General features: G+C 66.7%; 22 protein-coding genes and 1 tRNA gene. 11 read left to right on the top strand and 12 right to left on the bottom strand.

Features of this window, described 5'->3' with window-relative positions; genetic code table 11:
* The 5 genes from AC5FRV_RS05810 to AC5FRV_RS05830 form a co-directional block, all read right to left on the bottom strand.
* Nucleotides 1-604: pentapeptide repeat-containing protein (locus AC5FRV_RS05810; RefSeq protein WP_493560159.1), on the bottom strand; the 604-nt coding region annotated here is incomplete at its 3' end.
* 301 nt (nucleotides 605-905) lie between these two features.
* A tRNA-Arg gene (locus AC5FRV_RS05815) sits at nucleotides 906-980 on the bottom strand.
* A gap of 58 nt (nucleotides 981-1,038) precedes the next feature.
* Nucleotides 1,039-2,079 carry an alpha/beta hydrolase fold domain-containing protein gene (locus AC5FRV_RS05820; RefSeq protein WP_493560160.1) on the bottom strand — a complete coding sequence of 347 codons (1,041 nt, stop codon included), beginning with the start codon at nucleotides 2,077-2,079 and terminating at the stop codon, nucleotides 1,039-1,041.
* Between the two features lie 59 nt (nucleotides 2,080-2,138).
* Entirely contained in the window at nucleotides 2,139-2,441 is a 303-nt protein-coding gene (locus AC5FRV_RS05825) for a hypothetical protein (RefSeq protein ID WP_493560161.1), read from the bottom strand.
* A gap of 715 nt (nucleotides 2,442-3,156) precedes the next feature.
* On the bottom strand, nucleotides 3,157-4,227 hold the full coding sequence (locus AC5FRV_RS05830; RefSeq protein ID WP_493560162.1) for a DUF373 family protein: 1,071 nt from the start codon (nucleotides 4,225-4,227) through the stop codon (nucleotides 3,157-3,159).
* A 133-nt stretch (nucleotides 4,228-4,360) separates the two neighbouring features.
* Here AC5FRV_RS05830 and AC5FRV_RS05835 point away from each other — a divergent pair, with 133 nt between their 5' ends.
* A complete protein-coding gene (locus tag AC5FRV_RS05835) occupies nucleotides 4,361-5,572 on the top strand; it encodes a polysaccharide deacetylase family protein (protein ID WP_493560163.1) in 1,212 nt (403 codons plus the stop codon).
* Between the two features lie 40 nt (nucleotides 5,573-5,612).
* Here the strand turns inward: AC5FRV_RS05835 and AC5FRV_RS05840 are convergent, their stop codons facing one another.
* A complete protein-coding gene (locus tag AC5FRV_RS05840) occupies nucleotides 5,613-7,403 on the bottom strand; it encodes a vWA domain-containing protein (RefSeq protein WP_493560164.1) in 1,791 nt (596 codons plus the stop codon).
* A gap of 171 nt (nucleotides 7,404-7,574) precedes the next feature.
* On the opposite strand from AC5FRV_RS05840, the gene AC5FRV_RS05845 reads away from it, so the two are divergent.
* The gene (locus tag AC5FRV_RS05845) at nucleotides 7,575-8,609 is read left to right on the top strand and encodes a radical SAM protein (RefSeq protein WP_493560165.1); all 1,035 of its coding nucleotides are present in this window, start codon (nucleotides 7,575-7,577) and stop codon (nucleotides 8,607-8,609) included.
* A gap of 128 nt (nucleotides 8,610-8,737) precedes the next feature.
* On the opposite strand, the gene AC5FRV_RS05850 is transcribed toward AC5FRV_RS05845, so the two are convergent.
* Entirely contained in the window at nucleotides 8,738-9,955 is a 1,218-nt protein-coding gene (locus AC5FRV_RS05850) for an LGFP repeat-containing protein (RefSeq protein ID WP_493560166.1), read from the bottom strand.
* Between the two features lie 764 nt (nucleotides 9,956-10,719).
* On the opposite strand from AC5FRV_RS05850, the gene AC5FRV_RS05855 reads away from it, so the two are divergent.
* The 5 genes from AC5FRV_RS05855 (at nucleotide 10,720) to AC5FRV_RS05875 (ending at nucleotide 15,042) form a co-directional block, all read left to right on the top strand.
* Nucleotides 10,720-10,887 (top strand): hypothetical protein, encoded by a 168-nt coding sequence (locus tag AC5FRV_RS05855; RefSeq protein ID WP_493560167.1) that lies wholly within the window; start codon nucleotides 10,720-10,722, stop codon nucleotides 10,885-10,887.
* Nucleotides 10,888-11,038: 151 nt separating this feature from the next.
* Nucleotides 11,039-11,866, top strand: coding sequence for a hypothetical protein (locus tag AC5FRV_RS05860; protein WP_493560168.1), 828 nt, complete (start codon nucleotides 11,039-11,041; stop codon nucleotides 11,864-11,866).
* A gap of 117 nt (nucleotides 11,867-11,983) precedes the next feature.
* Entirely contained in the window at nucleotides 11,984-12,826 is an 843-nt protein-coding gene (locus AC5FRV_RS05865) for a DUF1109 domain-containing protein (protein WP_493560169.1), read from the top strand.
* Nucleotides 12,827-12,927: 101 nt separating this feature from the next.
* A complete protein-coding gene (locus AC5FRV_RS05870) occupies nucleotides 12,928-13,395 on the top strand; it encodes a TRAM domain-containing protein (protein ID WP_493560170.1) in 468 nt (155 codons plus the stop codon).
* An 861-nt stretch (nucleotides 13,396-14,256) separates the two neighbouring features.
* Nucleotides 14,257-15,042 (top strand): SDR family oxidoreductase, encoded by a 786-nt coding sequence (locus AC5FRV_RS05875; protein WP_493560171.1) that lies wholly within the window; start codon nucleotides 14,257-14,259, stop codon nucleotides 15,040-15,042.
* A 27-nt stretch (nucleotides 15,043-15,069) separates the two neighbouring features.
* Here the strand turns inward: AC5FRV_RS05875 and AC5FRV_RS05880 are convergent, their stop codons facing one another.
* Nucleotides 15,070-16,080, bottom strand: coding sequence for a mannose-1-phosphate guanylyltransferase (locus AC5FRV_RS05880; protein ID WP_493560172.1), 1,011 nt, complete (start codon nucleotides 16,078-16,080; stop codon nucleotides 15,070-15,072).
* A 382-nt stretch (nucleotides 16,081-16,462) separates the two neighbouring features.
* Nucleotides 16,463-16,750: a DUF7091 family protein gene (locus AC5FRV_RS05885; protein ID WP_493560173.1), complete on the bottom strand. Its 288-nt coding sequence runs from the start codon at nucleotides 16,748-16,750 to the stop codon at nucleotides 16,463-16,465.
* Between the two features lie 192 nt (nucleotides 16,751-16,942).
* Between AC5FRV_RS05885 and AC5FRV_RS05890 the strand changes: the two genes are divergently transcribed.
* Together AC5FRV_RS05890 and AC5FRV_RS05895 are read left to right on the top strand one after the other, a co-directional pair.
* A complete protein-coding gene (locus tag AC5FRV_RS05890) occupies nucleotides 16,943-17,878 on the top strand; it encodes a replication factor A (RefSeq protein WP_493560174.1) in 936 nt (311 codons plus the stop codon).
* Nucleotides 17,879-18,487, top strand: coding sequence for an RPA family protein (locus tag AC5FRV_RS05895; protein ID WP_493560175.1), 609 nt, complete (start codon nucleotides 17,879-17,881; stop codon nucleotides 18,485-18,487).
* Between the two features lie 487 nt (nucleotides 18,488-18,974).
* On the opposite strand, the gene AC5FRV_RS05900 is transcribed toward AC5FRV_RS05895, so the two are convergent.
* The gene (locus AC5FRV_RS05900) at nucleotides 18,975-20,135 is read right to left on the bottom strand and encodes an acyl-CoA dehydrogenase family protein (protein ID WP_493560176.1); all 1,161 of its coding nucleotides are present in this window, start codon (nucleotides 20,133-20,135) and stop codon (nucleotides 18,975-18,977) included.
* 92 nt (nucleotides 20,136-20,227) lie between these two features.
* Between AC5FRV_RS05900 and AC5FRV_RS05905 the strand changes: the two genes are divergently transcribed.
* Both AC5FRV_RS05905 and AC5FRV_RS05910 read left to right on the top strand, forming a co-directional pair.
* Nucleotides 20,228-20,368: a hypothetical protein gene (locus AC5FRV_RS05905; RefSeq protein WP_493560177.1), complete on the top strand. Its 141-nt coding sequence runs from the start codon at nucleotides 20,228-20,230 to the stop codon at nucleotides 20,366-20,368.
* A gap of 64 nt (nucleotides 20,369-20,432) precedes the next feature.
* Complete coding sequence (locus AC5FRV_RS05910; protein ID WP_493560178.1) at nucleotides 20,433-20,924, top strand: HPP family protein; 492 nt, start codon at nucleotides 20,433-20,435, stop codon at nucleotides 20,922-20,924.
* A gap of 218 nt (nucleotides 20,925-21,142) precedes the next feature.
* On the opposite strand, the gene AC5FRV_RS05915 is transcribed toward AC5FRV_RS05910, so the two are convergent.
* Nucleotides 21,143-21,934, bottom strand: a complete 792-nt coding sequence (locus tag AC5FRV_RS05915) for a type 1 glutamine amidotransferase (RefSeq protein WP_493560179.1) — start codon at nucleotides 21,932-21,934, stop codon at nucleotides 21,143-21,145.
* Nucleotides 21,935-22,021: 87 nt separating this feature from the next.
* Nucleotides 22,022-22,801: an alpha/beta fold hydrolase gene (locus AC5FRV_RS05920; protein ID WP_493560180.1), complete on the bottom strand. Its 780-nt coding sequence runs from the start codon at nucleotides 22,799-22,801 to the stop codon at nucleotides 22,022-22,024.
* Between the last annotated feature and the right edge of the window lie 26 nt (nucleotides 22,802-22,827).

Consider the following 22,827-nt stretch of genomic DNA (forward strand, 5'->3'; position numbering starts at 1 on the left):
TCCTAAGAATACTGTCTCTCTTTGCGGTGTCTCGAAGGCGGTCTCCTCCGGGAATATTAAGATTTCTAAATTTGGCTAAATTGATGTTTGTATCCGTCAAATCAGCCTCGTTGAGACTTGAATCCTCAAATACTGTATTCACCAATAATGATTTCGACAGATTAGCGTTATCGAGATTAACATTCAGGAATACTGATCCAGATAGGTCGCTATAACTGAGATCAGAAAAGGATAGGTCCGAAGCTTGAACTCTAGCATTCTGAAATTCAACCTTGACTAAATTGGCCTTTGAAAAGTCAGCATCTATTATTACTCCCTCAGAGAGAATAGAACTACGTAAATCCACATCCGTTAAATTAGCCTTAGTTAGAGTCACTCCTTTGAGATTGGCCCCGACTAAGTACGCACCTTTCAGCGTCGCTTCACTCAAGTCTGCATGAGAAAGATTGGCGCCCTCTAACCGTGCGTTAGATAAATTGGCCTCACGCAGGTTGGCCTCTGAAAGGTCACATTCGGCTAGATCTGCCCCTGACAGGTCACGACCTTGGAGATCCGCTCCTGGTCTAATCTCCTCTGGTGTGACATTTTCATTGGGGATCTCCATGTACAGTCATACGAAGAGAGGGACAAAAAATCTCTGAATAGATGCTTCATCTACAACGCGTTACTATATAATGTCGAATGTAGCTGTTTCATACGGGGAATCCTACGCTCGGACTTCCGGCATGGGCTTTAGCGTGAAGTACTCTTCCGGTGATTTGCTATCTTTTTCAAGGAGTGGTGCCCGCAGCGAACGAAGTGGGCGAGGACATCCGACGAAAAAAGGTCGAAGGGCACGATGGGACTGAGCGAAACCGACGGTTTCGCGAAGGTCATCGTGCGCGTGAGCGACCGAAGGGAGCGAACGGGCACGATGGGATTCGAACCCACGGCCGTCGGATTAGAAGTCCGACGCTCTATCCAGACTGAGCTACGTGCCCTCGCCGGTTCCTACCCGGGCCCGTGCAAAAAGCAGTGTGGATCCGTCGGTGGGGCGCGTCAGGACTCCGAGGATCCGATAGTGGCGTCGAGGAACCGCTTGATCGGCTCCGGCCCTGCTCGTGGCGCCCCCTCGATCAGCGACCGCGGAGCCTCGCCCTCCCCGGCGTGGACGGTCTCCGAGACGGACTGGGCGGGCGTGGGCTCGTCCGTCAGGAGCTCCATCGCGACGCGTTCGGACTCGATGGACTCGGCGTCGCCGTGGGCGAAGACGTGGTTCAGGCCGTGGAGTTCGTACAGCGCTGCATCGACGCCGGCGTCGGCCAGCGCGTCGGCCAGGACGCGGCTGTGGTCGACCGAGACCACCTCGTCGGCGCGGCCGTGCATCATGAGGAAGGGCGGGGCGTCGGGGGAGACGTGGGTCACCGGGCTCGCCGCTTCGTACTTCGCCTCGTTGTCGGCCTTCGGCCCGCCGATCAGGAGCGCCTCGGGCGTGCCGGGGTCGCCCACCGTCAGCGAGAGGTCGTTGACGCCGTACCAGTCGACGACGGCCTGTACCGCGCCGGACGCCTCGGGCGCGACATCCTTGGCCAACTCCGATTCCGGGTACGCCTCGCCAGCCAGGTCCGTCACGTCGTCGACGACGCCGGCGAGCGCGGCGAGGTGGCCGCCGGCCGAGGCGCCCCAGGCGGCGACTCGCTCGGCGTCGTAGCCGAACTCGTCGGCGTGGGCGCGGAGCCACCGGATCGAGGCCTTCGCGTCGACGAAGTGGTCCGGGAAGACGCCACGGGGCACCGGGTTGTCCGGCTCGGCGGTGTACTCTGCATCCACGCCCTCGGGCACCGCGGAGAGCCGGTAGTCCACGCTCGCGATGGCGTAGCCCAGTTCCGCCGCGTAGCGCGCCGGGTCGGGGACGTTGTCGCGCGTCGCCATCACCCAGGCGCCGCCGTGGAAGTAGACGACCAGCGGCGGGTCCTCGCGCTCGGGAACGAACAGGTCGAGTTGCAGGTCGCCGACGTCGCGCTCGGCGTAGGTGATGCCCTCGTGGACGCGGACGTCGCCGGCGTCGGGCGCTTCGCTGGTGTCGGTCTGTCGGTCCATGCTCAACGCCGACGGCCGGCCGGTACGTAAGAGCTGGTGGAGCGGGCCGGGGCGGAGCGTTATCGCTCTTCGTCCGCCGGTTCGAAGTCCTCCTCGGCCTCGTCGGGGTGTATTCCGATGGCGTCGGCGGTCTGGACCGCGTCGACGCCCCTGACGTGACAGACGGCCTCGACGTCCTCGTGGCGGACCGTCGCCAGCAGGTCGTCGAACTGGAGGCGGCGGTCGATGGTGGCGCCGGCGGCTTCGAGGTGGGTGACGACCGACTCCAGGTCGGCGTCGGGGTCGGTCTCGAACACGAGGTCGATCTCCTCGCCAGGGACGGGGTCGTCGCGGATCGTCGCGACGGCTCTGGAGACGTGCATGCGCGAGGCTACTGGCCGACCCGATTTGACTGTGGCGACTCTGGAAACTGAAACCGAACCGTGACCGCCAACAGGGGAAAGCCCTTGGCGCGCTCGCCTCGTGCGACTCGCTGCGCTCCTCACTTCGTTGCGGTGCTTACGTCGTCGGACGTCGGCGACCGCACCTCGCCCTTTCAGTCCACCGTCAGAGCAAGCTCTGACGAGCCCTGCCTCGCTACGCTCGGCAGGACCCCAGGACAGCACCGCAGCTCTGCCCTTCCCCTTCCACGCGAGCGAAGCGAGTGTGGGCTCGAAAGACGAGGTGTGCCGAGTCTTTCGGTGGGTCGCGCGATAAAACGCGCTCTCACGGCTGCGCCGTTCGAGCAAACGCGGTCGCTTCGCGCCCGCTCCGCTCCCGGCCGACCGCCGCGCGGTTGCGGGAGGAAGCGTGATTCGCGGCGGACGCCGCGAATTCGGGGAGGAGTGGCGGTTCAATCGCGAGCGCCTCCGTGGCGCGAGCAATGCGTATTCCTGGCGGATGAAAGGGCGAGGCGTGGTCGGGGAAGCCGGGACCCTCAAGCACCGGAGCGCAGCGAGGAGCGCAGAGTGGTCCCCGCGACCCGAGCGGGCCGAGGGCTTTCCTTTGTTGGCGGTGTCTCAAAGCACTCCTAGCGAGCCGAGGGCTTTCCCTTGTTTGGGTATCGTCGTCTGCAACGAGCAATCCCGAAAAACCCCTCTACGCAGGCTCTGCACGACCAAATCGCGTCTCTGCAACGGCGAACGCAAGCGTGCTCCCCAGTCCAAGTAACGTCCCGCCGGTGAGCGTAATCGCCAAATACGAGATGCCCACGGAGTCGAACAGGAAGTAGGCGCTGACGCCGTGCAGGACGACGGCGATGGCCAGGACGTAGAAGGGGGCGTTGAGGAAGCGCCACTCGAAGCGGCCGTCGAGGTACTCGTCGGTGACGTGGCCGAGGCTGCTCGTGACGCCGGCGGCGGCGAACCACTGGATGGAGCCGTAGACGAGTGCGGCCAGCACGTCGAGCACTGAGGACCTGTCGGCCTGTTCGAGGGTCTGGACGCCGCTGACGCCGCCGATGACCAGCAGCGCCGCGGCGACGACGTAGGTGATGAGCGTGACGCGGCCGCCGAACAGGCCCGAGCGGACGCGCTCGACGGCGGCGTCGAGGGTCTGCTCGGCACCCAGGCCGCGGGCGAGGATGTAGAGGCCCAGCAGGCCGGAGATGATGCCCAGCGCCGAGCCGGGGAGTTCGAGGCTGTCGGCGACGATGGAGAGGGGATAGATCAGCAGGAGGATGCCCAGGGGAACCAGAATCGTCCCGCGGGTCTCGGGGTCGTCGAGCACCTGCTTGATGGTGTAGTACATCGACTCCAGATCCTGGGACTGGCGGACGACGACGCGGCGGACGCCGTCGATGTGGATGCGCGAGCGGATGACGGGGACGACCGACTCGTCCTGGGCGCCGTCGGTCACGAGCAGGGCGCGGACGTCCTCGCTGGAGGACAGCGACGCGAGCACCTGGTCGACCTCCTCGCCGACCGCGCGGTTGGCCGCGACGTCGTTGCCGTCGACGCCGGTGACGGCGGCCACCTCCACGGCCTCGTCGTCGACCTCGTCGTAGATGTGGATGCCCTCGAAGAGGACGTTCACGTCGGAGTCCTCCGGGTCGGTCTCCGCCAGTGCGACGGCGGCCGACTCGACGGCGTCACGGCCGATGACCGGCGTCTCGACGCCCGTCTTCCGGCCGAGGTCGTCGTCGAGGTCGACACAGAGCACCAGCAGCATTAGGTGTGGGTATGCTACCGGTGTTTAACTTCTTTCGGGACTGCGAAGGGGTGCACGCACCCGGTCCGCCCCGTTGCGTCGATCGCGGTCTTTTTGGGGTCACTCCCTGACCACCTGACGATCACGTACGCACATGACCGACCCTGATTCGGACTCGCGTCCCACGATCGATCGACGGAAGTTCCTGACTCTCGCTGGCGCCACCGGTATCGCCGGCCTCGCCGGCTGCGACGGCGGGGGAACGGCGGGTGACACTCCCTCCGGGACGGCGACGGACACGCCGACGGATACCGACACGCCGACCGAGACGTCCACCGACACGCCGACGGAAACCGACACGCCGACCGAGACGGCGACGGAGCCCCCCGCCGAGAACGGGCCGTTCGCCGAGATACCGGCGCCTTCGGGCGAGGACGTCGAGCGCCCGTCCGGCGACGCGGGCACCCTCCAGGTGCTCGACTGGGCGGGCTTCGAGAGCGCCGTCACCTACACCTTCGACGACGGCCAGCCGTCCCACGTCGCCCACTACGACGAACTCGAAGCCACCGGCGCCGACGTGACGTTCTACGTCTCGGTGAACGCCGAGCCCGAGGGTGCACAGGAGACCTGGAAACAGGCCATCGAGGACGGCCACGAGATCGGCAACCACACCGTGAGCCACCCCCACGACGACCTCTCTGGCAGTAGCTTCGGCGAACCCGAGGACAGCCTGGCGGCCGAGATCGAGGGCTGTACCGAGTACATCACAGAGACGCTGGGCCAGGGGGACGTCTGGACCTTCGCCGCCCCCTTCGGCGAGGGCGGGTGGACAGAACCGGCCCGGGAGTCGGACCTGTTCCTCAACCGCGGCGTCGGCGGCGGCTCGATAGCGCCGGGCGACGGGACGGACCCGTACAACCTCTCGTGTTACATGGCCACGGAGGGCGACACCGCCGACACGTTCGACGGGAAGATCGATTCGGCCCGCTCGAACGGCGAGTGGCTGATCTTCCTGTTCCACTCGATCCGGCCGACCGACCAGGAGTGGTACGCACCGGTCGATATCGGCGAGATCACCGGGAGCGTCGAGCACGCGACTGACTACGACGACGTCTGGGTCGACACCGTCGCCAACGTCGGCGCGTACTGGCGCGGCCAGCAGATCCTCGAATCGGCGGAGACCGAGGAGTCCGGCGACGAGACGACCTGGACCTGGACGGTCCCCGAGGACTACCCATCCCACCAGCACGTGCGGGTCACCGTCGACGGCGGGACGCTCTCCCAGAACGGCACCGAACTCGAGTGGAACTCCAGCGGCTACTACGAGGTCGCGCTCGACGAGGAGTCCCTGAGGCTGGCGCCCTAGGGGGCGTCGCTACCGCTGGCACCCAGGCGGCGTGACGTACTCACCCCTGTTCCAGGATCGATTCCATCGTCGCCAGTTCGCGGTCGAGCGAGTCGTCGCCGATGGCCGCGGCCTCCGTCTCGAAGTAGTCGGCGAACGCGCCGATGCGCTCGGCGTAGCGCTCGGAGACGGTCAGCGGCACCGACTGCTGTTCCCACTCGCCTAACCCCTTCTCTTCGGGTGGAACTTCGATGCCAGTCGTCTCTCCGTCCGCCTCCCCGTCTCCCTCGTCCCCATCTCTCTCGTCCGCGTCGGGAGTGACGGCGTCGTCGCCCGCCCGCTCGGCGACCATCCAGTTCTTCAGGAGGTCGGCGTACCGCGAGAGGAGGACGGCCTTGCGGACGCCCGTGTTGGCGAACTGCTCGGGCCCGCCACCGGGGAACGAGATGGTCGTCTCCGTCTCGCTCCGGTCGCCCTGGCGGTCCTCCCAGCTGGCCGAGAGCCGCATCGCCGCGTCGTCGGACTGACGATCGACCTGCAGCAGGACGACCCCGCCGCGGGTCTTCCCGTCCTTCGTCGGGGACGCGAACAGGGTGTTCACCCCCAGCAACTCGTCGGTGGCGTCCTCGGCAGCAGTAGAGCCGTACACCTGCTTTATGTCGTACCCCTCCGCCTCCACCTGGAGCGAGACGTCGAACGCCAGCGGCGTCACCATGTACTCGAACTCCTCGCCGAGCGTGCGCTCGAACTCGTCGGCGGAGTGGACGGCGTAGTAGTTCGCCCCGCGGATGGCGGTGAGTTCGTCCACGAGGTCGGCGTTGAAGTCGACGCCGACGCCGACGAACGTGGCGTGGAGGTTCCGCTCGGCGTTGTCGGCGAGTTTCTCGCGCAGGCTCTCGTCGTCCGTGTCACCGAGGTTCGGCATGGCGTCGGTGACGACGACCATCCGGTTCTCGTAGGTGGACTGGTCGGCGTCTTCGTACTCCGAAAGGAGTTCCGTCGCGTCGGCGAGGCCGGCGTCGAGGTTGGTCCCGCCGTCGGCCCGGACGTCCTCCCGGATGTGGTCGCGGATGGCGTCCATGTCGGTGGCTTCGACGGGGCGGAGCGGCTTGGCGACGGCCGACTCGTCGTCGTAGAGGACGACGCCGAGGCGGTCGCCCTCCCGGAGCTGTTCGGTCAGGGCGACCAGCGCGTCGCGAGCCACCTCGATCTTCGGCCGGTCGGTGTCGCCCTCGGGGGTCTGTTCGTTGCCGTACTGGTCGTAGTAGTACTCTGAGAACGGCGACGACATCGACCCGGAGATGTCCAGAACCACCACGAGATTCAGCCGCTTGCGGTCGAACTCGCTGGCGTCGAGCCCGGAGTTCAGCCCCACGGTCAGGTACCGCTCGGTCTCGCCGGAGAGGGGGTCGGCGGTGACTGCCGGCGAGTAGCTGGGACAGAACAGCGACGAACAGCTCCCCTGCTGGCCGGTGTCGAAGTAGTAGTTGTAGAACAGTCCCTCGTAGGCCAGGCTCTCGGGCTGGGGGAGGTACCCCTCCTCGACGTTCCGGCGGAAGGCCGCGATGCGCTTGGCGCCGCCGGCCGAGAGGCCGACGCTGCCGCCGTTGCCACCGTCGGCGCTCGCCGACTGGAACGACGCGCCGCCACCGCCGTTCCCGAGAGAGAACAGGCCGCCACCGCCGTCGTCCTGGTGTTCGTCCGGGTCGTACTGCCAGTCGTCGATCTTCTTTGGCTCCTCAGTTTCGGGCCCTGTTCCGGGCGCCGCGAGCGAGGAACAGCCGGCGAGGGCGGTCCCGGCGCCGGCGGCCAGGAGTCGGAGGTATCGTCTGCGGGGATCGCTTTCCACCATAGCCGGTGGTTGTACACAATGTCAGTAATAGACGACGTTGACTCAAACCGCGCTTGTACCCATGGACGAGGGGCGAACCGGCCGCCCGGCGCGACGCGTGGGACCCCACCCCAGGGTTCAGCGGCCGTTTCGCACGCTTTTTCCCGCTCGGGTGAAAATAGGAGGTACCGAATGATCTCCGAGGGTTGCGAGCAGTGCGCGAAAGGCGGCAAGATGGTCATGTTCGTCTACGGCTACTGTGACCAGCGGGACTGTTTCTACTGCCCCCTCGGCGAGAACCGCAAGAACGTCGACCAGGTGTACGCCAACGAGCGGCCCGTCGAGTCCGACGAGGACGTGATCGAGGAGGCAAAGCGCATGTCGGCGCTGGGCACCTCTATCACCGGCGGCGAACCCCAGGAGGCCCTCGACCGGACCTGTCACTACCTCTCCCTGCTCAAAGACGAGTTCGGCGAGGACCACCACACGCACCTCTACACCGGCATCACGGGCGGGCGCGAGAACATGCGCCGCCTGAGCGAGGCCGGCCTCGACGAGATTCGCTTCCACCCACCCCTGGAACTGTGGGGCGACATGCACGGCACCGAGTGGGAGGAGATTCTCTACATCGCGCGCGAAGAGGGCCTCACGCCCGCCTTCGAGATTCCCGGCATCCGCGCCGAGGAGGAGTTCCTGGAGTTCCTCGACGAGGGCGCTGCGGAGTTCTGTAACATCAACGAGTTCGAGATGTCCGACGGCAACTACCGCCGGATGCAGGAGGAGGGCTTCGAACTCAAGGAGGACCACATGAGCGCCGTCGAGGGGAGCCACGACATTCTGGAGACGATGGGCGACCACGAGCGAGTCTACTTCTGTACGAGCGTCTTCAAGGATGCCGCCCAGCACCGCTCCCGGCTGAAGCGGATGGCCCGCAACATCCGCCGGGAGTTCGACGACGTCACCGACGACGGCACGCTCGTCTACGGCAAGGCGTGGGTCGGCGAGGACCACCTCCGCGACCTGGGCGTCCCCGAGGAGTTCTACGCCGTCAAGTCCGACCACGTCGAACTCGCCTGGTGGCTCCTCGAAGAGATGGTCGAGGACGGCGACGTCCCCAAGGGCGAGATCGTCGAGCAGTACCCGACGTATGACGGCACAGTGGTCGAGCGGACGCCGCTGTCTGGCGGCGCGAGCGCGAGCGGCGGTCGCTCGCCGGCCGACGACTAGTAGTCGTACCGAACGCGAGCGAAGCGAGCGTTCGGCCTTTTTCACCGACGTTTTTCGAGGAGAGGGTCCCGCAGCGAACGGAGTGAGCGAGGAACCCCGACGAAGAAAAAGGTCGGACTGGGACGGCCTCAGGCACCCAGGTAGAGTCGCAACTCACCGTCGTCCTGTAGCTGGGCGGCCAGCAGATGCTCCGTCGCCGGCATCGAGATCCGCTGTCCGATCTGGCGCTGGATCTTCTCCTCGAAGCGGTCGCTGACGGTGTGGTCGACGATCTCCTGGAAGCCGAGGGTGAGCAGCTCCTGCCACCAGGCCGAATCCACGTGGTGGCGCTCCCGGACGATGCTGACGACCACGTTTCCGTCCCGCGCCTCGAACGCGAGGAACAGGTCGAGGTCGACGCTGGGATTGAAGCCCCTGACCTCCGCTTCCAGGTCGAAGTCGAGCTCCAGCACCCGGTAGTAGCGGGTGCCCCCGTACTCGTACCAGTGGTGGACCGCGGTTATCTCGGTGGCGCCCGCGTAGAACAGCGCCGTTCCCTCGATGAGCTTCGCCACCTCGTCGTCGACCTGCTGGACGATGCCGGAACCGCGAACGGGCAGGTAGTTTGCCATCCCGGCGCCCGTCTCGGGCCGCCAGTAGACGACGCCGCCCTCGAATATCGAGTACCGTCCGCCGCCGGACGTGCTCAGTTCGTCGCTCATCGGATACCCCAGTGGCCCCTGCTCCCAGCCCTGCTGAGCCCAGAATTCCCTGATCGCGCCGTGGGTCTCGTGAGCACCAGTGTTCCCGTGGGAGTGGATGTGGCCCCACTGGAACTGCTGAAAGTCGCCCTCGCCGTCGGGGGTGTTCTTCTCGTCCGTCAGGGGGTAGCCGAGAACGCTTCGTTCCCAGCCGAGGCTGGCCCACTTCTGTCGGATCCAGCCGTGGACCTCGTTGGCACCGGTGTCCGGGTGCCAGTAGATCGACCCGTTCTGGAAGTGATTGAATCGCCCCTCCCCGTCCGGGGTCGTTCGCTCGTCCGTGACTGGATAGCCGAGGAAGCTCCGTTCCCACCCGAAGCTCGCCCACTTGGCGCGAATCGCCCCGTGAACCTCGAAGGCGCCGCCGGAGTGGGAGTAGATGGACCCGCCCTGGAAGTGCTGGAAGTCGCCGGTTCCGTCGGGCGTGTTCTTCTCGTCGATGACGGGATATCCGAGGAAACTCCGCTCCCAGCCGAGTTCGGCCCACTTCTCGCGGATCCAGCCGTGCGTCTCGTGGGCGCCCGCGTCCGGGTGCCAGTGGATGGACCCGTTCTCGTAGTGCCGATAGCGGCCGACGCCGTCTGGCGTGTCTCGCTCGTCGGTCACCGGCTGGCCCAGGAAACCGTCGGGACCTCCAAGTTCCGCGTACTTGGCGTCGATCGCGCTCGATTCCAGTGGTTGCAGGCGTTGCTGCCCCTGTCCTCCCGCCGGCCGAAACTGGGGACGGACCGGTGGTGGCTGGAGTGACTGCCCTCCTCGCTGGGGCTGGGTCGGGCGGTGCAGGGGAGGCTGCGCCGGGGCTTGCTGTGGTGCTAGCTGCTCCGGGGAGACTCGTTGTCGTCTCTGTTCGCCCGATTGCTGGTCCGGTCGGGACTGCTCTCCGTGCTGAGGCTGTTCTCCGTGCTCTGTCTGTGGATTCTGGTTGCTCATGGATGTACTGGGGCCGTGGACACTCGACGAACTCCGCCACGAGCGAGCGGTGGTCGGGACGCTACGGCGGTGTGTGGGGATGAGTCGACTTCGGCACCCGTGCGAACAAATGACAATCGACGATAAGGTGCCTTCGATAGTTCGGCCGTCTAAGGCGGTCTTACCGGAATTCAGGTGTGATTTCCGTCCCTTTCGCCCCTCTGGGACGGCGACCGGGACGGTGATGCGCTCGCGAGAGAGCGAACTCCGCTCGCTAGTGACAGCGGCCGTCACCGGGCGCACCGTCCTGAAGCGGATAGTTGTGACCCGCAATACATGTCAACAATTCCTATTGGATTAATTTTATACTCAACCATCAATAAAATGCCGCGTGCATGTCACACAGGACACGCAGGGTGATTCTCGCCCTTGGTTTGGTCGTACTGGTAGCGGGTAGTTTCATGACTGGATCCGCAGCAGCCGCGGACGGGGGCTGTGACTACGGACTCGACACGAGTCCGTCGGGTACGTACCCACCTGCAGACTGCGCGGACGACTCCGGTGGCTCCGGCGACTGTGACTGGGGGCTCGATACGAGTCCGTACGGCACGTACCCGCCGACCTGCTGAGGCAATCGGGTTTCTCGCGTTCGCGTACACCGGCGTGGATCCGGGTCCACGCCGATACCTTCGCCAGTCATCTAGCCGAAAATTTATGCTCCGTTTCCGTCTTGGAGCAGGCATGTCCTGGCGAGAACGCCGCCGTCGGAGGCGGTCGTAAATGCTGTCCTCGCCCGATAGACGGTCGCTCCTCTACGCCGTCGTCGGACTGGCGGGACTGGCCGTCGTCGCGTGGTTCCTCCGGAACGTGTTCTTCGACCTGTCGCTCACCGGCCGGGCGGTCCTGCTCGGTCTGACTTTCGTCGCCTTCCTCGTGGGCGCCGGCTTCCATCCCTGGCAGGAAGGCTTCGGGCTGCTAGCGGTGACGTTCTTCTTGTTCTCGGTCGTGTACAGCTCTCTCGCGTATGACGTCGGGAGGGGGACCGCTGCAATCTTGCTGTTCGGTTCGATGTGGGTCGCGATCGGACTCGCGTACCTCCTGCACGAGGGCTGGCTCGCGCTGTCGGCGGCGGAAGCCAGGTACGCACTCCTCGGGGTCCTGCTCGTGTCGGTGTCGTTCGTCGGCGCCGACCTGCAGTACGGCGAGGTCGACTACGACGTCGAACTGCGCGAGGAAGTCACCGTTACCGTTACCGTCGCCGTCGAAGACGGGACCGATCCGCTGGCACAGCAGGTGGTGCTGGGGACGGCGACGGCGACGAACACCTTCGCCTTCCGCGAACCGGTCGCGTTCCCCGACCTGCGCGTCTGCGTGTACTCGCCCGCACGGATGGCCGACCGGGGGGTGTTCTACGACGACGGGTCGTCTCCGTTTTCCCGGAGCGTCGGCGGGCACGGGACGCTGACGACGAACGTGACGATCGGTCTCTCCAGCGAGGAAGCGACCGTAGTGAACGGGACGCTCCCGGTCGAACGGGCCGAATCGTGTCCCGGCGAGCGCGACGAACCGGGCATCGTGGTCGTCGTCCCGGAGGCGATGGGCGGGTGAGGCGATTTCTGGACCGCCCGGAGGACTGGAGAGGGCGGGCTGCCTCGCCTTCTGTCCCGAGCGGTGGGACGAAAAAACTCATAACGGCAACCTGACACTGACTCCGTAGGACCCTCCATGAAACTCGACGTCGACAGCGAACGGTTCCTGTACACGATCGGCGTGGTCCTCGCGGTCGCCGCGTTCCTGTACTTCGTGCAGGACCTGGTCTTCGGGCTCTCGATTACGGTCAAGGCTGTTCTGCTCTTCCTGACGTTCGTCGCGTTCCTCGCCGTGGCGACGGCCCTGGAACGGACGCCGCTCCACGGCGTGGCGCTCGCGCTGTCTTCGGGGGCGTATCTCGTCGGTCTCGGATACGTCGTGCTCCGCTACGACGTCGGTGAGGCGGGGATCTTTCTCGGACTCGTCGTCTCTTCGGCGCTCTTCATCGCGCTCGGACGGCTGTACGATCGCCGTGCGCCGGTCCTTCCCTGGCGGACTGCCGGGGCGGTCGTCCTCGCCGTCGTCCTCGTCAGCGTGGCACTGGTCGCCGTGGACGCGGCCGGCGGCGGGGTGACCTACGACCTCCAGACGAACGAGTCCGCGTCCGTCGGCCCGCCGGCGGACCGGGACTACCCCGACGAACGGGGCCACACCTCCGCCGAGGTCCGTATCGGGACGGTGACGGCGACCAACGAGTTCGTCTTTCGGCGGTTGGTCGCCCTCCCAGAGCTCTCCGGCTGCGTCGTCGGGACCGACGCCCCCGACGACCGGTACAGCTACGTGAGCTACGACTACAGCACCGACTGGCCGGGCGCCATCGGCGGCGGCGACTCGATCTCGGTCCCCGTCGTCGCCGACGTTCCGGTGTCGGTCAACGCGACAGAACCGGTCTCGTTCGCCGTCGAGCGGCGGGCGACGTGTCCCGACAGCGCCGACCGGCCCACCGTGGTGGTGACGACCGACGGCGCGTTCGCGTAGGGCCCGTCCCCTGGTGGTTCCGGTCCGGGCGCTGTCCCCGGAGACGGCGGCGCCTGTCGCGTGACGCAACTGTTTTGGAGACGCGCCAACTACTTCGCTCCATGTCTGACTGTCCACTCGCGGACGACTGCCCCAGTTTCTCCGAGCGAATGAAAGGCATGGGGTGTACCCACTACGGCGACCGCGGCGGCGCCGAGTGGTGTAACCACTACAACCAGCCCATCTCGGAGCTGAAGACCCAGCCCGTCCAGCCCGGCGAGGAGGTCGCCGTCGAGGTCGAGGACATCCACGAGAGCGGCGCCGGCGTCGGCCGCACCGACGACGGGTTCATCATCATGGTCGACGGCGTGCTCCCGCCGGCAAAGTCCAAGGTGAAGGTGACCAAGGTCCGCTCGAACCACGCCCGCGCCGAGGAGATCGAACGCCTCGAACTCGACGACGAAGGCGAGGACGACGACGCGGACGCCGAGGCGGACGCCGCCGACGCCGAGGACGACGAAGCGGAGGAGAGCAGCCGCGGCCCCGACCGCGAGCGACTGGGCAGTCGCGACAACTTCTGGGGCAGCTAGCCCCAGACCGACGGCGCGCCCGACGTGGACAGTCTCGACGCCGCTTCTCTCTGGTGCATTTTTCCGACGTCTGCTGCTCTGTTTCGGAGTGGGTGTGACGATTCGGATTACCGCAGTAACAGCAACGGACGATACCACCTCGAAAGCCCTCGGCGTGCTCCGGCGCCGAAAGACTCGCTTCGCTCGTCTGTCGAGCCCTCGTTCGCTTCGCTCACGAGAATCCCGCGGACCGACTGCGCTCCTCGCTGCGCTCCGGTGCCCTCAGCGGAGCTGAGGACTACGCGAGAGCGAAGCTCTCGCGGTCGCTTATCGGTCCGGGGTTCTCGGAGCCCGCCTCGCCCTTTCATTCCTCCAGGTTCCGCCTCGCTCGCGCGATGAAACGCGCTCACGATTGACTCCGCCACTCCTCCCCGGTCGCGCCTGGCGGCGCGACACGCTTCCTGACCGCCCCGCCGTCAGAACTTCGTTCTGACGAGCATAGCCTCGCGGTGCTCGGCTCAACGCAACCGCCCGGCGGTCGGCCGGGAGGCTGTCTCGTCGGCCGACCAGGGGAAGGGCAGGGGTTGCGGTGCTGTGCTGGCCTCGGAGGACTGAAAGGGCGAGGCGGGGTGGAGGAAGCACGGGCCCGCAAGCACGCGAGGAACGAGCGCGCGCAGGGGGTCCGCGCGACTCCAGCGCGCCGAGGGCTTTCGGGTTGTCGTTGGATCCATTGCTGTCTTCAGGGAGTACGTTGAGGGCTTTCGAGGTGTTGTCGTCTCTCTTCCTTCCAGAGCCACTACTCACAGGTCCATCTGATCGTTACACTCACACACCGACCCCGAAGCCCGTGGACATTTGAGGGTGCCACGCGAGCGCTCACACATGGATCTGGAACTCGACGGCAACGTCGCACTGTGTACCGCAGCGACCAGCGGCCTCGGCCTCGCGAGCGCGACCGCACTGGCCCAGGAAGGTGCCGACGTCGCCATCTGCGGCCGCACCGAGTCGCACCTCCACGACGCCCGCGAACAGCTCGAAGACGCGGGCGAGGGCGACGTCCTGGCGGTCCAGGCCGACATCACCGACCGGGACCAGATAGAGGCGTTCGTCGAGCAGACCGTCGAGGAACTCGGCGGGCTCGACCACGTCGTGACGAGCGCCGGCGGGCCGCCCAGCGGCTCGTTCCTCGACTCAACGGAGCGGGACTGGTACCAGGCCTACGACCTGCTGGTGATGAGCGCCGTCTGGACGACCAGGCTGGCCTACCCCTACCTCAAGGAATCGGACGCCGGCACGATCGTCAACATCACCTCCGGGTCGGTCCGCGAGGTCATCGATGACCTGGTGCTCTCGAACTCCGTCCGGCGGGCCGTCATCGGCCTGATGAAGACCCAGTCCCGCGAGTTCGGGCCCGAGGTCCGCGTCAACGCCGTCCTCCCCGGCGCCCACGAGACGCCGCGGATCCAGGAACTCGTCGAGGACGCCGTCGAGCGCGGCGACTACGACAGCTACGAAGAGGGCATCGAGAACTGGTCCGACGCGCCGCTGGACCGCGTCGGCGACCCGCGAGAACTCGGCGACGTCGTCGCCTTCCTCTCCAGCGCCCGGTCGTCCTACGTCACCGGCGCGGCGCTGGCCGTCGACGGCGGGTCGATGCGGAGCACGTGACCGATCACTGACTGTGACGAGACGAGTCTAGAACAGGTCTCGGTCCCGGAGTTCGGCGACGACGTCACGCACTCGCTGGGCGTCGTCTTTCGGAACGACGAGCGTCCGGTCGTCGAAACTGGCGACGATGAGGTCTTCGACACCCACGAGGCTGACGTGGCCGTCGGTGGCGATTACGTTGTCCGCCGCGTCGACGGCGATGGCGTCGCCGAGGACCGCGTTGTCGTCCTCGTCTTCGCCTCTCCCGGCATCGATCAATCGCTCCAGCGCGTCCCACGCCCCCAGGTCGTCCCACTCGAAATCGGCGGGGACGACGAACACCGACTCCGAGCGTTCGAGCACTGCGTAGTCCACGCTGACGGGGTCGACGGCGTCGAAACCCCGACTCGGATCGCCGTCGTCGAGCGCGTCGACTAGCGGTTCGAGTGGAGAACGCCGTGCTTCTCGCAAGAACGACTCCGGCGTCCACGTGAACATCCCCGCGTTCCAGTAGAAGCCGCGGTCGACGTACCCCGTAGCGGTCTCGCGGTCGGGCTTCTCGCGGAACTGCTCCACCTCGAAGTAGCCGTCCTGCGCCTCGCCGGGCTCGATGTACCCGTACCCGGGATCCGGCCGCGTGGGTTCGACGCCGAGCGTCACGACCCCTTCCGTTTCCACTGCAACTCGCGCTGCTCGCTCCGCGACGGCCCGGAAATCGCCGGCGACGTGGTGGTCGCTCGGCAGGACGAGCATGACGCAGTCGCCCACCTGCTCCCGAACGCGGTGTGCGGCGTAGACGAGCGCCGGCCCGGTGTCCTTCGGCTCGGGTTCGGTCAGCACCGCCGCGTCGGGGGCGTGGTCGTGTATCTCGTCCGCGTACGCCTCGCGCGTGAGGACGTACGTCTCGTCGGCGAACCCCGCCCGGTCGACGGTCTGTCTGAGGAGGGAGTCGTCCCCGCCGAAGGAGAGGAACTGCTTGGGCCGGTCCGAGCGGCTGGCGGGGTAGAGGCGCGTTCCGGTGCCGCCTGCGAGAACGAGAGCGACGAGTGGCCTGTCCATCGGACGTTTGTAGTCGGGCGCTCGCTGTGAAGGTTTGGCTAGGAGAACGTTGTGATGAGCACGACGGAACCAACAGGAGAGGAAAGCCCCGGCGTGCTCGACGGCTGCAACTCGCTGCGCGCCTCCCTCCGGTCGGTGCTTGCTTCGTTTCGCTCGTCGAGCACGCCGCCCCTTTCATTCCCACCCGCCTGGTCAATATCCTCAGCTGTAGTGGCCGGGGGCCAGTGCCGGCGCGACAGCGCCGGACTCGCGACCAGGGGAAAGGCAGGCCGGCACGATCTACTGTACCGCGAGCGAACGGAGTGAGCGAGCGGCCTTTTTTCTCCGACGTTTTTTGGCGGGGGTCGAGCGAAGCGAGGCCCCCGTGAAAAAAGGTCGTCGGTCACCAGGTCTCGACGGTGCCGTCCTGCACGTCCTCGGCACAGCCCTGGCAGTCGGGGTGGTCCGGGTCGAAGCAGGCGGGTCGGCCCTCCTCGTCGAGGGCGACGGCCCGGCGTTCGGCGTAGCGCCGACAGACCACGCGGGCCTTGCCGTCGTCGGTCTGCGGGAGGTCAGCGCGCGCGCTCCGCTTCGCGTCGGCGTAGGCCGTCTTGGCCTCCTGGAGCTGGCGGCCCGCCGAGCGGAGCGTGGACTGGATGAAGCGCTGGATGCTCCCGCTATCGTCGGCCATATCCGGGATTGTGCCCCGGGACAAATCAATCTTCTCGACGGGCCCAGACTGCCGTCGACTACTGGCCGGAATCCCTGGACTGCGGCTCGTTATTCTTCACTTTCACTTCCACTGTGCACCCTCCGTGACTTTATAAGGAAGGGCGGCCAATCTCCGATTGTCTCCCATTGAAATCACGCGGAGACAGCAACCATGACAGATTTGCGTACACACGCCGAAGAGATACAGGAGCAGTTTTCCGACCAGCTCGATATCGACGTCGACGACGTCGTCGAGCGCCTCGAAACCCTCGTCGAGGACTACCAGGTACCGCTGAACGAGGCGCGCCGGAGCGTCGTCAGTAACTACCTCGACGAGGCCGGGATGGAGCGCGACCAGCTCGGCGGCGGTGGGGGCGGGAACGAGCACGTCCAGGTCGCCGAGGTCGACGAACCCGAGCAGTGGATCGACGTCACCGCGAAGGTCACCGAACTGTGGGAGCCCCGCTCCGACTCCGTGGGCCAGGTCGGCCTGCTCGGCGACGAGAGCGGGACGATCAAGTTCACCAAGTGGGCCAAGTCCGACCTCGCGGAACTGGAGGAAGGCAAGGTCTACGATCTGGGCAACGTCGTCACCGACGAGTACGAGGGTCGCTACTCGGTGAAGCTCAACTCCACGACGACCATCGAGGAACGCGACGAGGACCTCGAGGTCGGCAACGACGACGTCACCGTCGAGGGAGCGCTCGTGGACATCCAGTCCGGGAGCGGCCTCATCAAGCGCTGCCCCGAGGAGGACTGCACGCGCGTCCTCCAGAACGGTCGCTGCAGCGAGCACGGCGAGGGGGAGGGGGAGTTCGACCTCCGCATCAAGGGCGTGCTCGACGACGGCGACGAGGTGACCGAGGTCATCTTCGACCAGGACGCCACCGAGGAGCTGACCGGGATCACCCTCGACGAGGCCAAGGAGATGGCGATGGACGCCCTCGACACCGAGGTCGTCGCCGACGAGATGAGCGAGGGGATACTGGGCTACTACTACCGCGTCACCGGGCCGACGTTCGGCCGCTACGTCCTGGTCAACGACCAGGAGCGCCTGACCGACGCGGTCGACGGTGAAGCGGCCCTGATCAGAGCGAGGTCGATCTAGATGTCCGGAGCACCCACCCGCGAAGTCGCCCGCCGCGTCTTCGCAGACGAGTTCAACGACGCCAGCTACACGTTCAAAGAGTCAGACGACGAGCGAGCGCCCGTCTACGTCCTCCTCCCGACCGGCGAGCGAGCCAACCGCATCTTCGTGGTCGGTACGCTCACCGAGACGGAGGACGTCGGCGAGGACAGCGAGTACTGGCAGGGACGCGTCGTCGACCCGAACGGCGACACGTTCTTCATGTACGCCGGGCAGTACCAGCCCGACGCCGCGTCGATGCTCCGCGAACTCGAACCGCCCGCCTACGTCTCCGTCGTCGGCAAGCCTCGCACCTACGAGACCGACGAAGGCGAGGTCAACGTCTCGCTGCGCCCCGAGTCCATCTCGAAGGTCGACGAGGCCACCCGCGACCGCTGGGTCGTCGAGACGGCCGAGCGCACGACCGAGCGCATCCAGCGCTACGAGGACGACGAGACCAACGAGTACGCCGAGATGGCCCGCGAGGAGTACGAGCTCCCCGTGGAGAACTACCGGCGTACTGTGGTTGGCGCGCTGGAAAGCTTAGAGGAGGAGCAGCGGGGGGCGAACGAAGTGAGCGCCCCGGAATGAGCGAGCGGGGAAGGATGACCCGCGAGCAGCGCGACGAGAGCGAAGCGACGGTCTAGCAGGGTTCTCCGTCGCGGGTTTTCTTTTTATGCCGGTGATGGGACGATCGTGAGCGGCTGGACTAGTGAGTCGATCAGTTTGGGTGTAGACGGCAACTGGATCTAGAAACAACGCCCCGAAAGCCCCCGGGCTCTGGGGTCGGGGGGCTTGCTGCGCGCTTCGGTCGCTCCGCTCCCTCAGTGCTTGCTTCGCCCGTCTTCCCCCAGAGCTCGGCCCCTTTCATTCCCGCCTAATTTTCCTGACGAATCAGCCGAAGTGGGTGGACTGAAAGGGGCCGACCGCTCGGGGAAGGTGGGCGTAGTAAGCACCGCAGGCGAAGCCGAGGAGCGCAGCAAGCCCCCCGACCCGAGCGGGAGGGGGCTTTCGGGCTGTTGTTGAGAGTTCCAGTTGCCGTCTCAGCCCGTACCGATCAACACAGTAGTTCTCCTCGTCACTCGAACGCCGAGATTCCAGTCAGATCTTCACCCAGAATCAAGGTGTGGATGTCGTGGGTGCCCTCGTAAGTGTAGACGGTCTCCATGTTGGCGGCGTGGCGCATCGGCGAGTAGTCCGTCGTGATACCGTTGGCGCCGAGCATCTCCCGGGCGGTCCGGGCGACGTCGCGGGCCGTGCGGACGTTGTTGCGCTTGGCCATCGACACCTGCTGGGGGCGTAACTCGCCGCGTTCTTTCAGTTCGGCCAGCCGGTCGGCCAGCAGTTGCGCGGTCGTGATCTGGGTCGCCATCTCCGCGAGTTTCTCCTGCTGGAGCTGGAACCGCCCGATCGGTCCGCCGAACTGCTCGCGGTCGGTGGCGTACTCGCGGGCCACTTCGAAGCAGTCACGGGCCGCGCCGACGGCGCCCCAGGCGATGCCGTAGCGGGCCTGCGTGAGGCAGGAGAGCGGCCCCTTCATCCCCTCGACGCCGGGGAGGACTGCGTCCTCGGGGACCCGGACGTCGTCCAGCACGACCTGGCCGGTAGAGGAGGCCCGCATCGAGAGTTTGCCGTCGATTTCCGGCGTCTCCACGCCCCCGGCGTCGGTATCGACGAGGAACCCCCGAATGGGACCGTCACCTCCGTCCACCTTCGCCCACACGAGCGCGACGTCCGCGATGGGGGCGTTCGTTATCCAGGTCTTCGTTCCGGAGAGGCGATAGCCGTCCCCATCTGGCTCGGCGCTGGTCTCCATGCTCGCCGGGTCCGAGCCGTGGTCGGGTTCGGTGAGGCCGAAACAGCCGACGAGGTCGCCCGACGCCAGGCCGGGGAGCCACCGCTCGCGCTGCAAATCGCTGCCGTACTCGGCGATGGGCCACATCACGAGCGCGCCCTGGACGCTGGCCATCGACCGGACCGCCGAGTCGCCCGCTTCCAGTTCCCGCATCAGGAGGCCGTAGGCCGTCTCCGAGAGGTTGGGCAGGTCGCCCCACGAGAGGGTCGGGGCGTAGAAGTCGAGGTCGCCCATCGCGCCGACGAGACGCTCGGGGAACCGCCCGTCCTCGAACCAGTCGCCGACGCCGGGGGTGACTTCGCGGTCGACGAACTCGCGGGCCGCGTCGCGGACCTGGCGCTCCGCGGCGGTGTAGTCGTCGTCGAGCGCGAGGTAGTCGAGCATGCCGGAGATGGGGCCGCTGGCGTGAAAAAGTGCCCGGCGGCTGAACGGACCGCACAACCTTTATTACGCACTTTCACGACACTCCGGCAACCATGCTGTCGCTCGGCCAGAAGCTGATCGCGGTGGGCATGCTCGCGTTCCTCGAACTCGTCGCCTTCCTCTTCTTTCCGATAGCCGGCGTCATCGGTCTGTTCTTCGCGATTCCGATGGCGATCCTGACCTGCAAACGGTGAGCGCCTCGGCGCCCGATCACTGCGTAACGTCACCGTTATCTCCGGGCACACGGACCGATGTGCTGTGCCGGATCGACACACTCGGCGGGCGTGGCTCCGACAGGCCGGCCGCGCCGGGGCGCTGCTGGCCGGCCTCGGCGGGGTCGTGTGGGCCAGCGGGTTACCGTTCGTCTTCCCCAGTCTCGGCCCGACGGCCTACCTGTTCGCCACCGACCCCGACGGCCCGGAGTCGGCACCGCGCCGCGTGGTCGGCGGCCACGTTCTCGGCGTCGTTGCCGGCCTGGTCGCCTACCACCTCGTCGCCGGCGACGTGACCCTGACGGCCGCGACCGGCTCGGGCACGCTCGCGTCGCTCCAGCTGGCAGTCAGCGGCGTCGTCGCCGTCGGGCTGACGACGGTCGGAATGCTGGCGACCGACACCGGGCACGCGCCCGCGTGCGCGACGACGCTCATCGTCTCGCTCGGCATCCTCTCCTCGCCGCTGGAGGGAGCGATCATCGTGCTCGCGGTGGTCGTCCTCCTCGTCGAACACGAACTGCTACTTCGGGCCGGATGAGACCGGAGAACGGACGGGACGTCATAGTGGTGGTTGTAACTTTGTACCGACGTTCGCCGGCACCGGCCACGTCGAACGCCGGGAGACTCGCTGTACTCGTCTCCCGAGCCCGGCCTCACGCAGTTCGACCGGACGCCGACGGACTCGCGCTGCTCGTCCGTCGAGCCCTGTCTCACTGCGCTCGACAGGACGCCGGTACGGGCTTACAACCACCACTATCAGTCGTCGGCAGCGGCCGAGTCGCCGCCGTCGCCAGTCGTGGTCGGCGTCTCGGCGTCCGTCGCGACGTCGCCGGCTTCGGCGTCGACCGCGGCGTCAACGGAATCGGCCCCCGATCGCGTCTCGACGTAGTCGACGAAGTTGTCGAACAGTTGCTTGGCCTCGCAGGCGGCCTGGTAGTTCGACGGCGTGATGCCGTCGAGCACCTGCTCGATGCGCTCGGCGGAGAGCTGGTCGTCCTTGCCCTTCGTCACCATCTCGGCGGTCTCGGGGTCGTACTCGGGGTGGAACTGGACCGAGAAGACGTCGTCGGCCCGGAAGCCGTGGACGCCGTACTCGTTCTGGGCGAAGCGCTCGGCGCCGGGCGGGAGTTCGACGACCCGGTCGGAGTGGGTCGTGAAGACGGTGAACTCCTCGGCGACGCCGTCGAGCAGCGCCGACTCACCGTCGTGGCTGACAGTCCGATAGCCGATCTCGTAGTCGTCCATCGCTTCGACGGTCCCGCCGAGCGCGTCGGCGAGTAGCTGGTGACCGAAACAGACGCCCAGGAACGGCACGTCGCGGTCGACTGCCTCGCGGACCCACTCGCGCAGCTCCGCGATCCACGGTTCCTCCCAGTAGACGGAGGCGCGCGACCCGGTGACGACGCAGCCGTCGAACGCGAAGTGCTCGGGGAGGTCACGGTCGACGACGTCGTACTCGACGAGGTCGGCGGACAGTTCCCGGCGGAAATTCCGCCGGTTGTCCGACCCGTCGTGGGCGGCGTTCAACAGCGCGATCCTGGGACTCATTCGGTAGTAGCTGACGGCCCCGAGGCTGAAAAGGATGCATACTCGTGGATATATCTGCCACGTTCTCTGACGCGCCGTGGCGAGGCCCTACCGGTCGTCCGTCTGCTCGTCCAGCCATCTCACCAGCGCGTCGCTGACGGCGGCGGACTCCTCGATGAAGCACCAGTGGCCGCCCTCGACGGCCTGGTACTCCCCGCGTGGCAGGTCCTCGGCCAGCGACTCGCCGGCGCTGGCGGGGACGACGACGTCGTCGACGCCGTGCATGACGAGCGTCGGCAGCGTCACCTCGTACAGGGGCGGGGCGTCAAACTCGCGCATCGCGGCGGCCTGGGCGTCCCAGCCGTCGAGAGCGGCGTCGTCTTCCGCCCGCCACTCGGTGATCTGATCGACGACGTCGGGATAGTCCGCCAGGTCCGCCGCGAAGGCGGCGTCCAGCGACGCTCGCAACGCCTCGGAGTCGTCCGGAGAGGCCCGCAAGGTGGTGAGCCGGTCGGTGACGGCGTCGCCGCTGGCGGCCGTGCCGAACAGCGTCAGCGAGTTCGCGCGATTGTATCGGTGGGCATAGGCGAGCGCGACCATCCCGCCGAGGCCGGCGCCGACGAGGTGGACGTCGGCGACCGAGTGGTCCGACAGCACCGCCTCCAGATCGTTGACCAGCGTCGCGACGTCGTACGGGCCCGGCGGCGCGTCGGAGCGGCCGGTTCCCCGGAGGTCCCAGACGAGCGTCTCGTAGGGGCCGGCCAGCGCGGGCTGTTGCCAGCCCCAGAGCCAGGCGCCGGCGCCGACGTCGCCGATAAACGCGACCGTCGGGCCGGAGCCGTCGACGTCGTAGTGAAGCCGCGTGCCGTTGCGGTCGACGGAAGGCATCGGCGGTGCTACGCCGTCGCCGTTGA

The sequence above is a fragment of the Halomicrobium sp. HArcel3 genome, from assembly GCF_058933135.1.

Bases quoted from the DNA above. Each gene is read 5' to 3' on its own strand.
- AC5FRV_RS05855 (WP_493560167.1), top strand. From the start codon at position 10,720: ATGACTGGATCCGCAGCAGCCGCGGACGGGGGCTGTGACTACGGACTC.
- AC5FRV_RS05895 (WP_493560175.1), top strand. From the start codon at position 17,879: ATGTCCGGAGCACCCACCCGCGAAGTCGCCCGCCGCGTCTTCGCAGAC.
- AC5FRV_RS05865 (WP_493560169.1), top strand. From the start codon at position 11,984: ATGAAACTCGACGTCGACAGCGAACGGTTCCTGTACACGATCGGCGTG.
- AC5FRV_RS05900 (WP_493560176.1), bottom strand. From the start codon at position 20,135: ATGCTCGACTACCTCGCGCTCGACGACGACTACACCGCCGCGGAGCGC.
- AC5FRV_RS05905 (WP_493560177.1), top strand. From the start codon at position 20,228: ATGCTGTCGCTCGGCCAGAAGCTGATCGCGGTGGGCATGCTCGCGTTC.
- AC5FRV_RS05920 (WP_493560180.1), bottom strand. From the start codon at position 22,801: ATGCCTTCCGTCGACCGCAACGGCACGCGGCTTCACTACGACGTCGAC.
- AC5FRV_RS05830 (WP_493560162.1), bottom strand. From the start codon at position 4,227: ATGCTGCTGGTGCTCTGTGTCGACCTCGACGACGACCTCGGCCGGAAG.
- AC5FRV_RS05915 (WP_493560179.1), bottom strand. From the start codon at position 21,934: ATGAGTCCCAGGATCGCGCTGTTGAACGCCGCCCACGACGGGTCGGAC.
- AC5FRV_RS05820 (WP_493560160.1), bottom strand. From the start codon at position 2,079: ATGGACCGACAGACCGACACCAGCGAAGCGCCCGACGCCGGCGACGTC.
- AC5FRV_RS05880 (WP_493560172.1), bottom strand. From the start codon at position 16,080: ATGGACAGGCCACTCGTCGCTCTCGTTCTCGCAGGCGGCACCGGAACG.
- AC5FRV_RS05845 (WP_493560165.1), top strand. From the start codon at position 7,575: ATGATCTCCGAGGGTTGCGAGCAGTGCGCGAAAGGCGGCAAGATGGTC.
- AC5FRV_RS05825 (WP_493560161.1), bottom strand. From the start codon at position 2,441: ATGCACGTCTCCAGAGCCGTCGCGACGATCCGCGACGACCCCGTCCCT.
- AC5FRV_RS05860 (WP_493560168.1), top strand. From the start codon at position 11,039: ATGCTGTCCTCGCCCGATAGACGGTCGCTCCTCTACGCCGTCGTCGGA.
- AC5FRV_RS05885 (WP_493560173.1), bottom strand. From the start codon at position 16,750: ATGGCCGACGATAGCGGGAGCATCCAGCGCTTCATCCAGTCCACGCTC.
- AC5FRV_RS05875 (WP_493560171.1), top strand. From the start codon at position 14,257: ATGGATCTGGAACTCGACGGCAACGTCGCACTGTGTACCGCAGCGACC.
- AC5FRV_RS05890 (WP_493560174.1), top strand. From the start codon at position 16,943: ATGACAGATTTGCGTACACACGCCGAAGAGATACAGGAGCAGTTTTCC.
- AC5FRV_RS05840 (WP_493560164.1), bottom strand. From the start codon at position 7,403: ATGGTGGAAAGCGATCCCCGCAGACGATACCTCCGACTCCTGGCCGCC.
- AC5FRV_RS05870 (WP_493560170.1), top strand. From the start codon at position 12,928: ATGTCTGACTGTCCACTCGCGGACGACTGCCCCAGTTTCTCCGAGCGA.
- AC5FRV_RS05835 (WP_493560163.1), top strand. From the start codon at position 4,361: ATGACCGACCCTGATTCGGACTCGCGTCCCACGATCGATCGACGGAAG.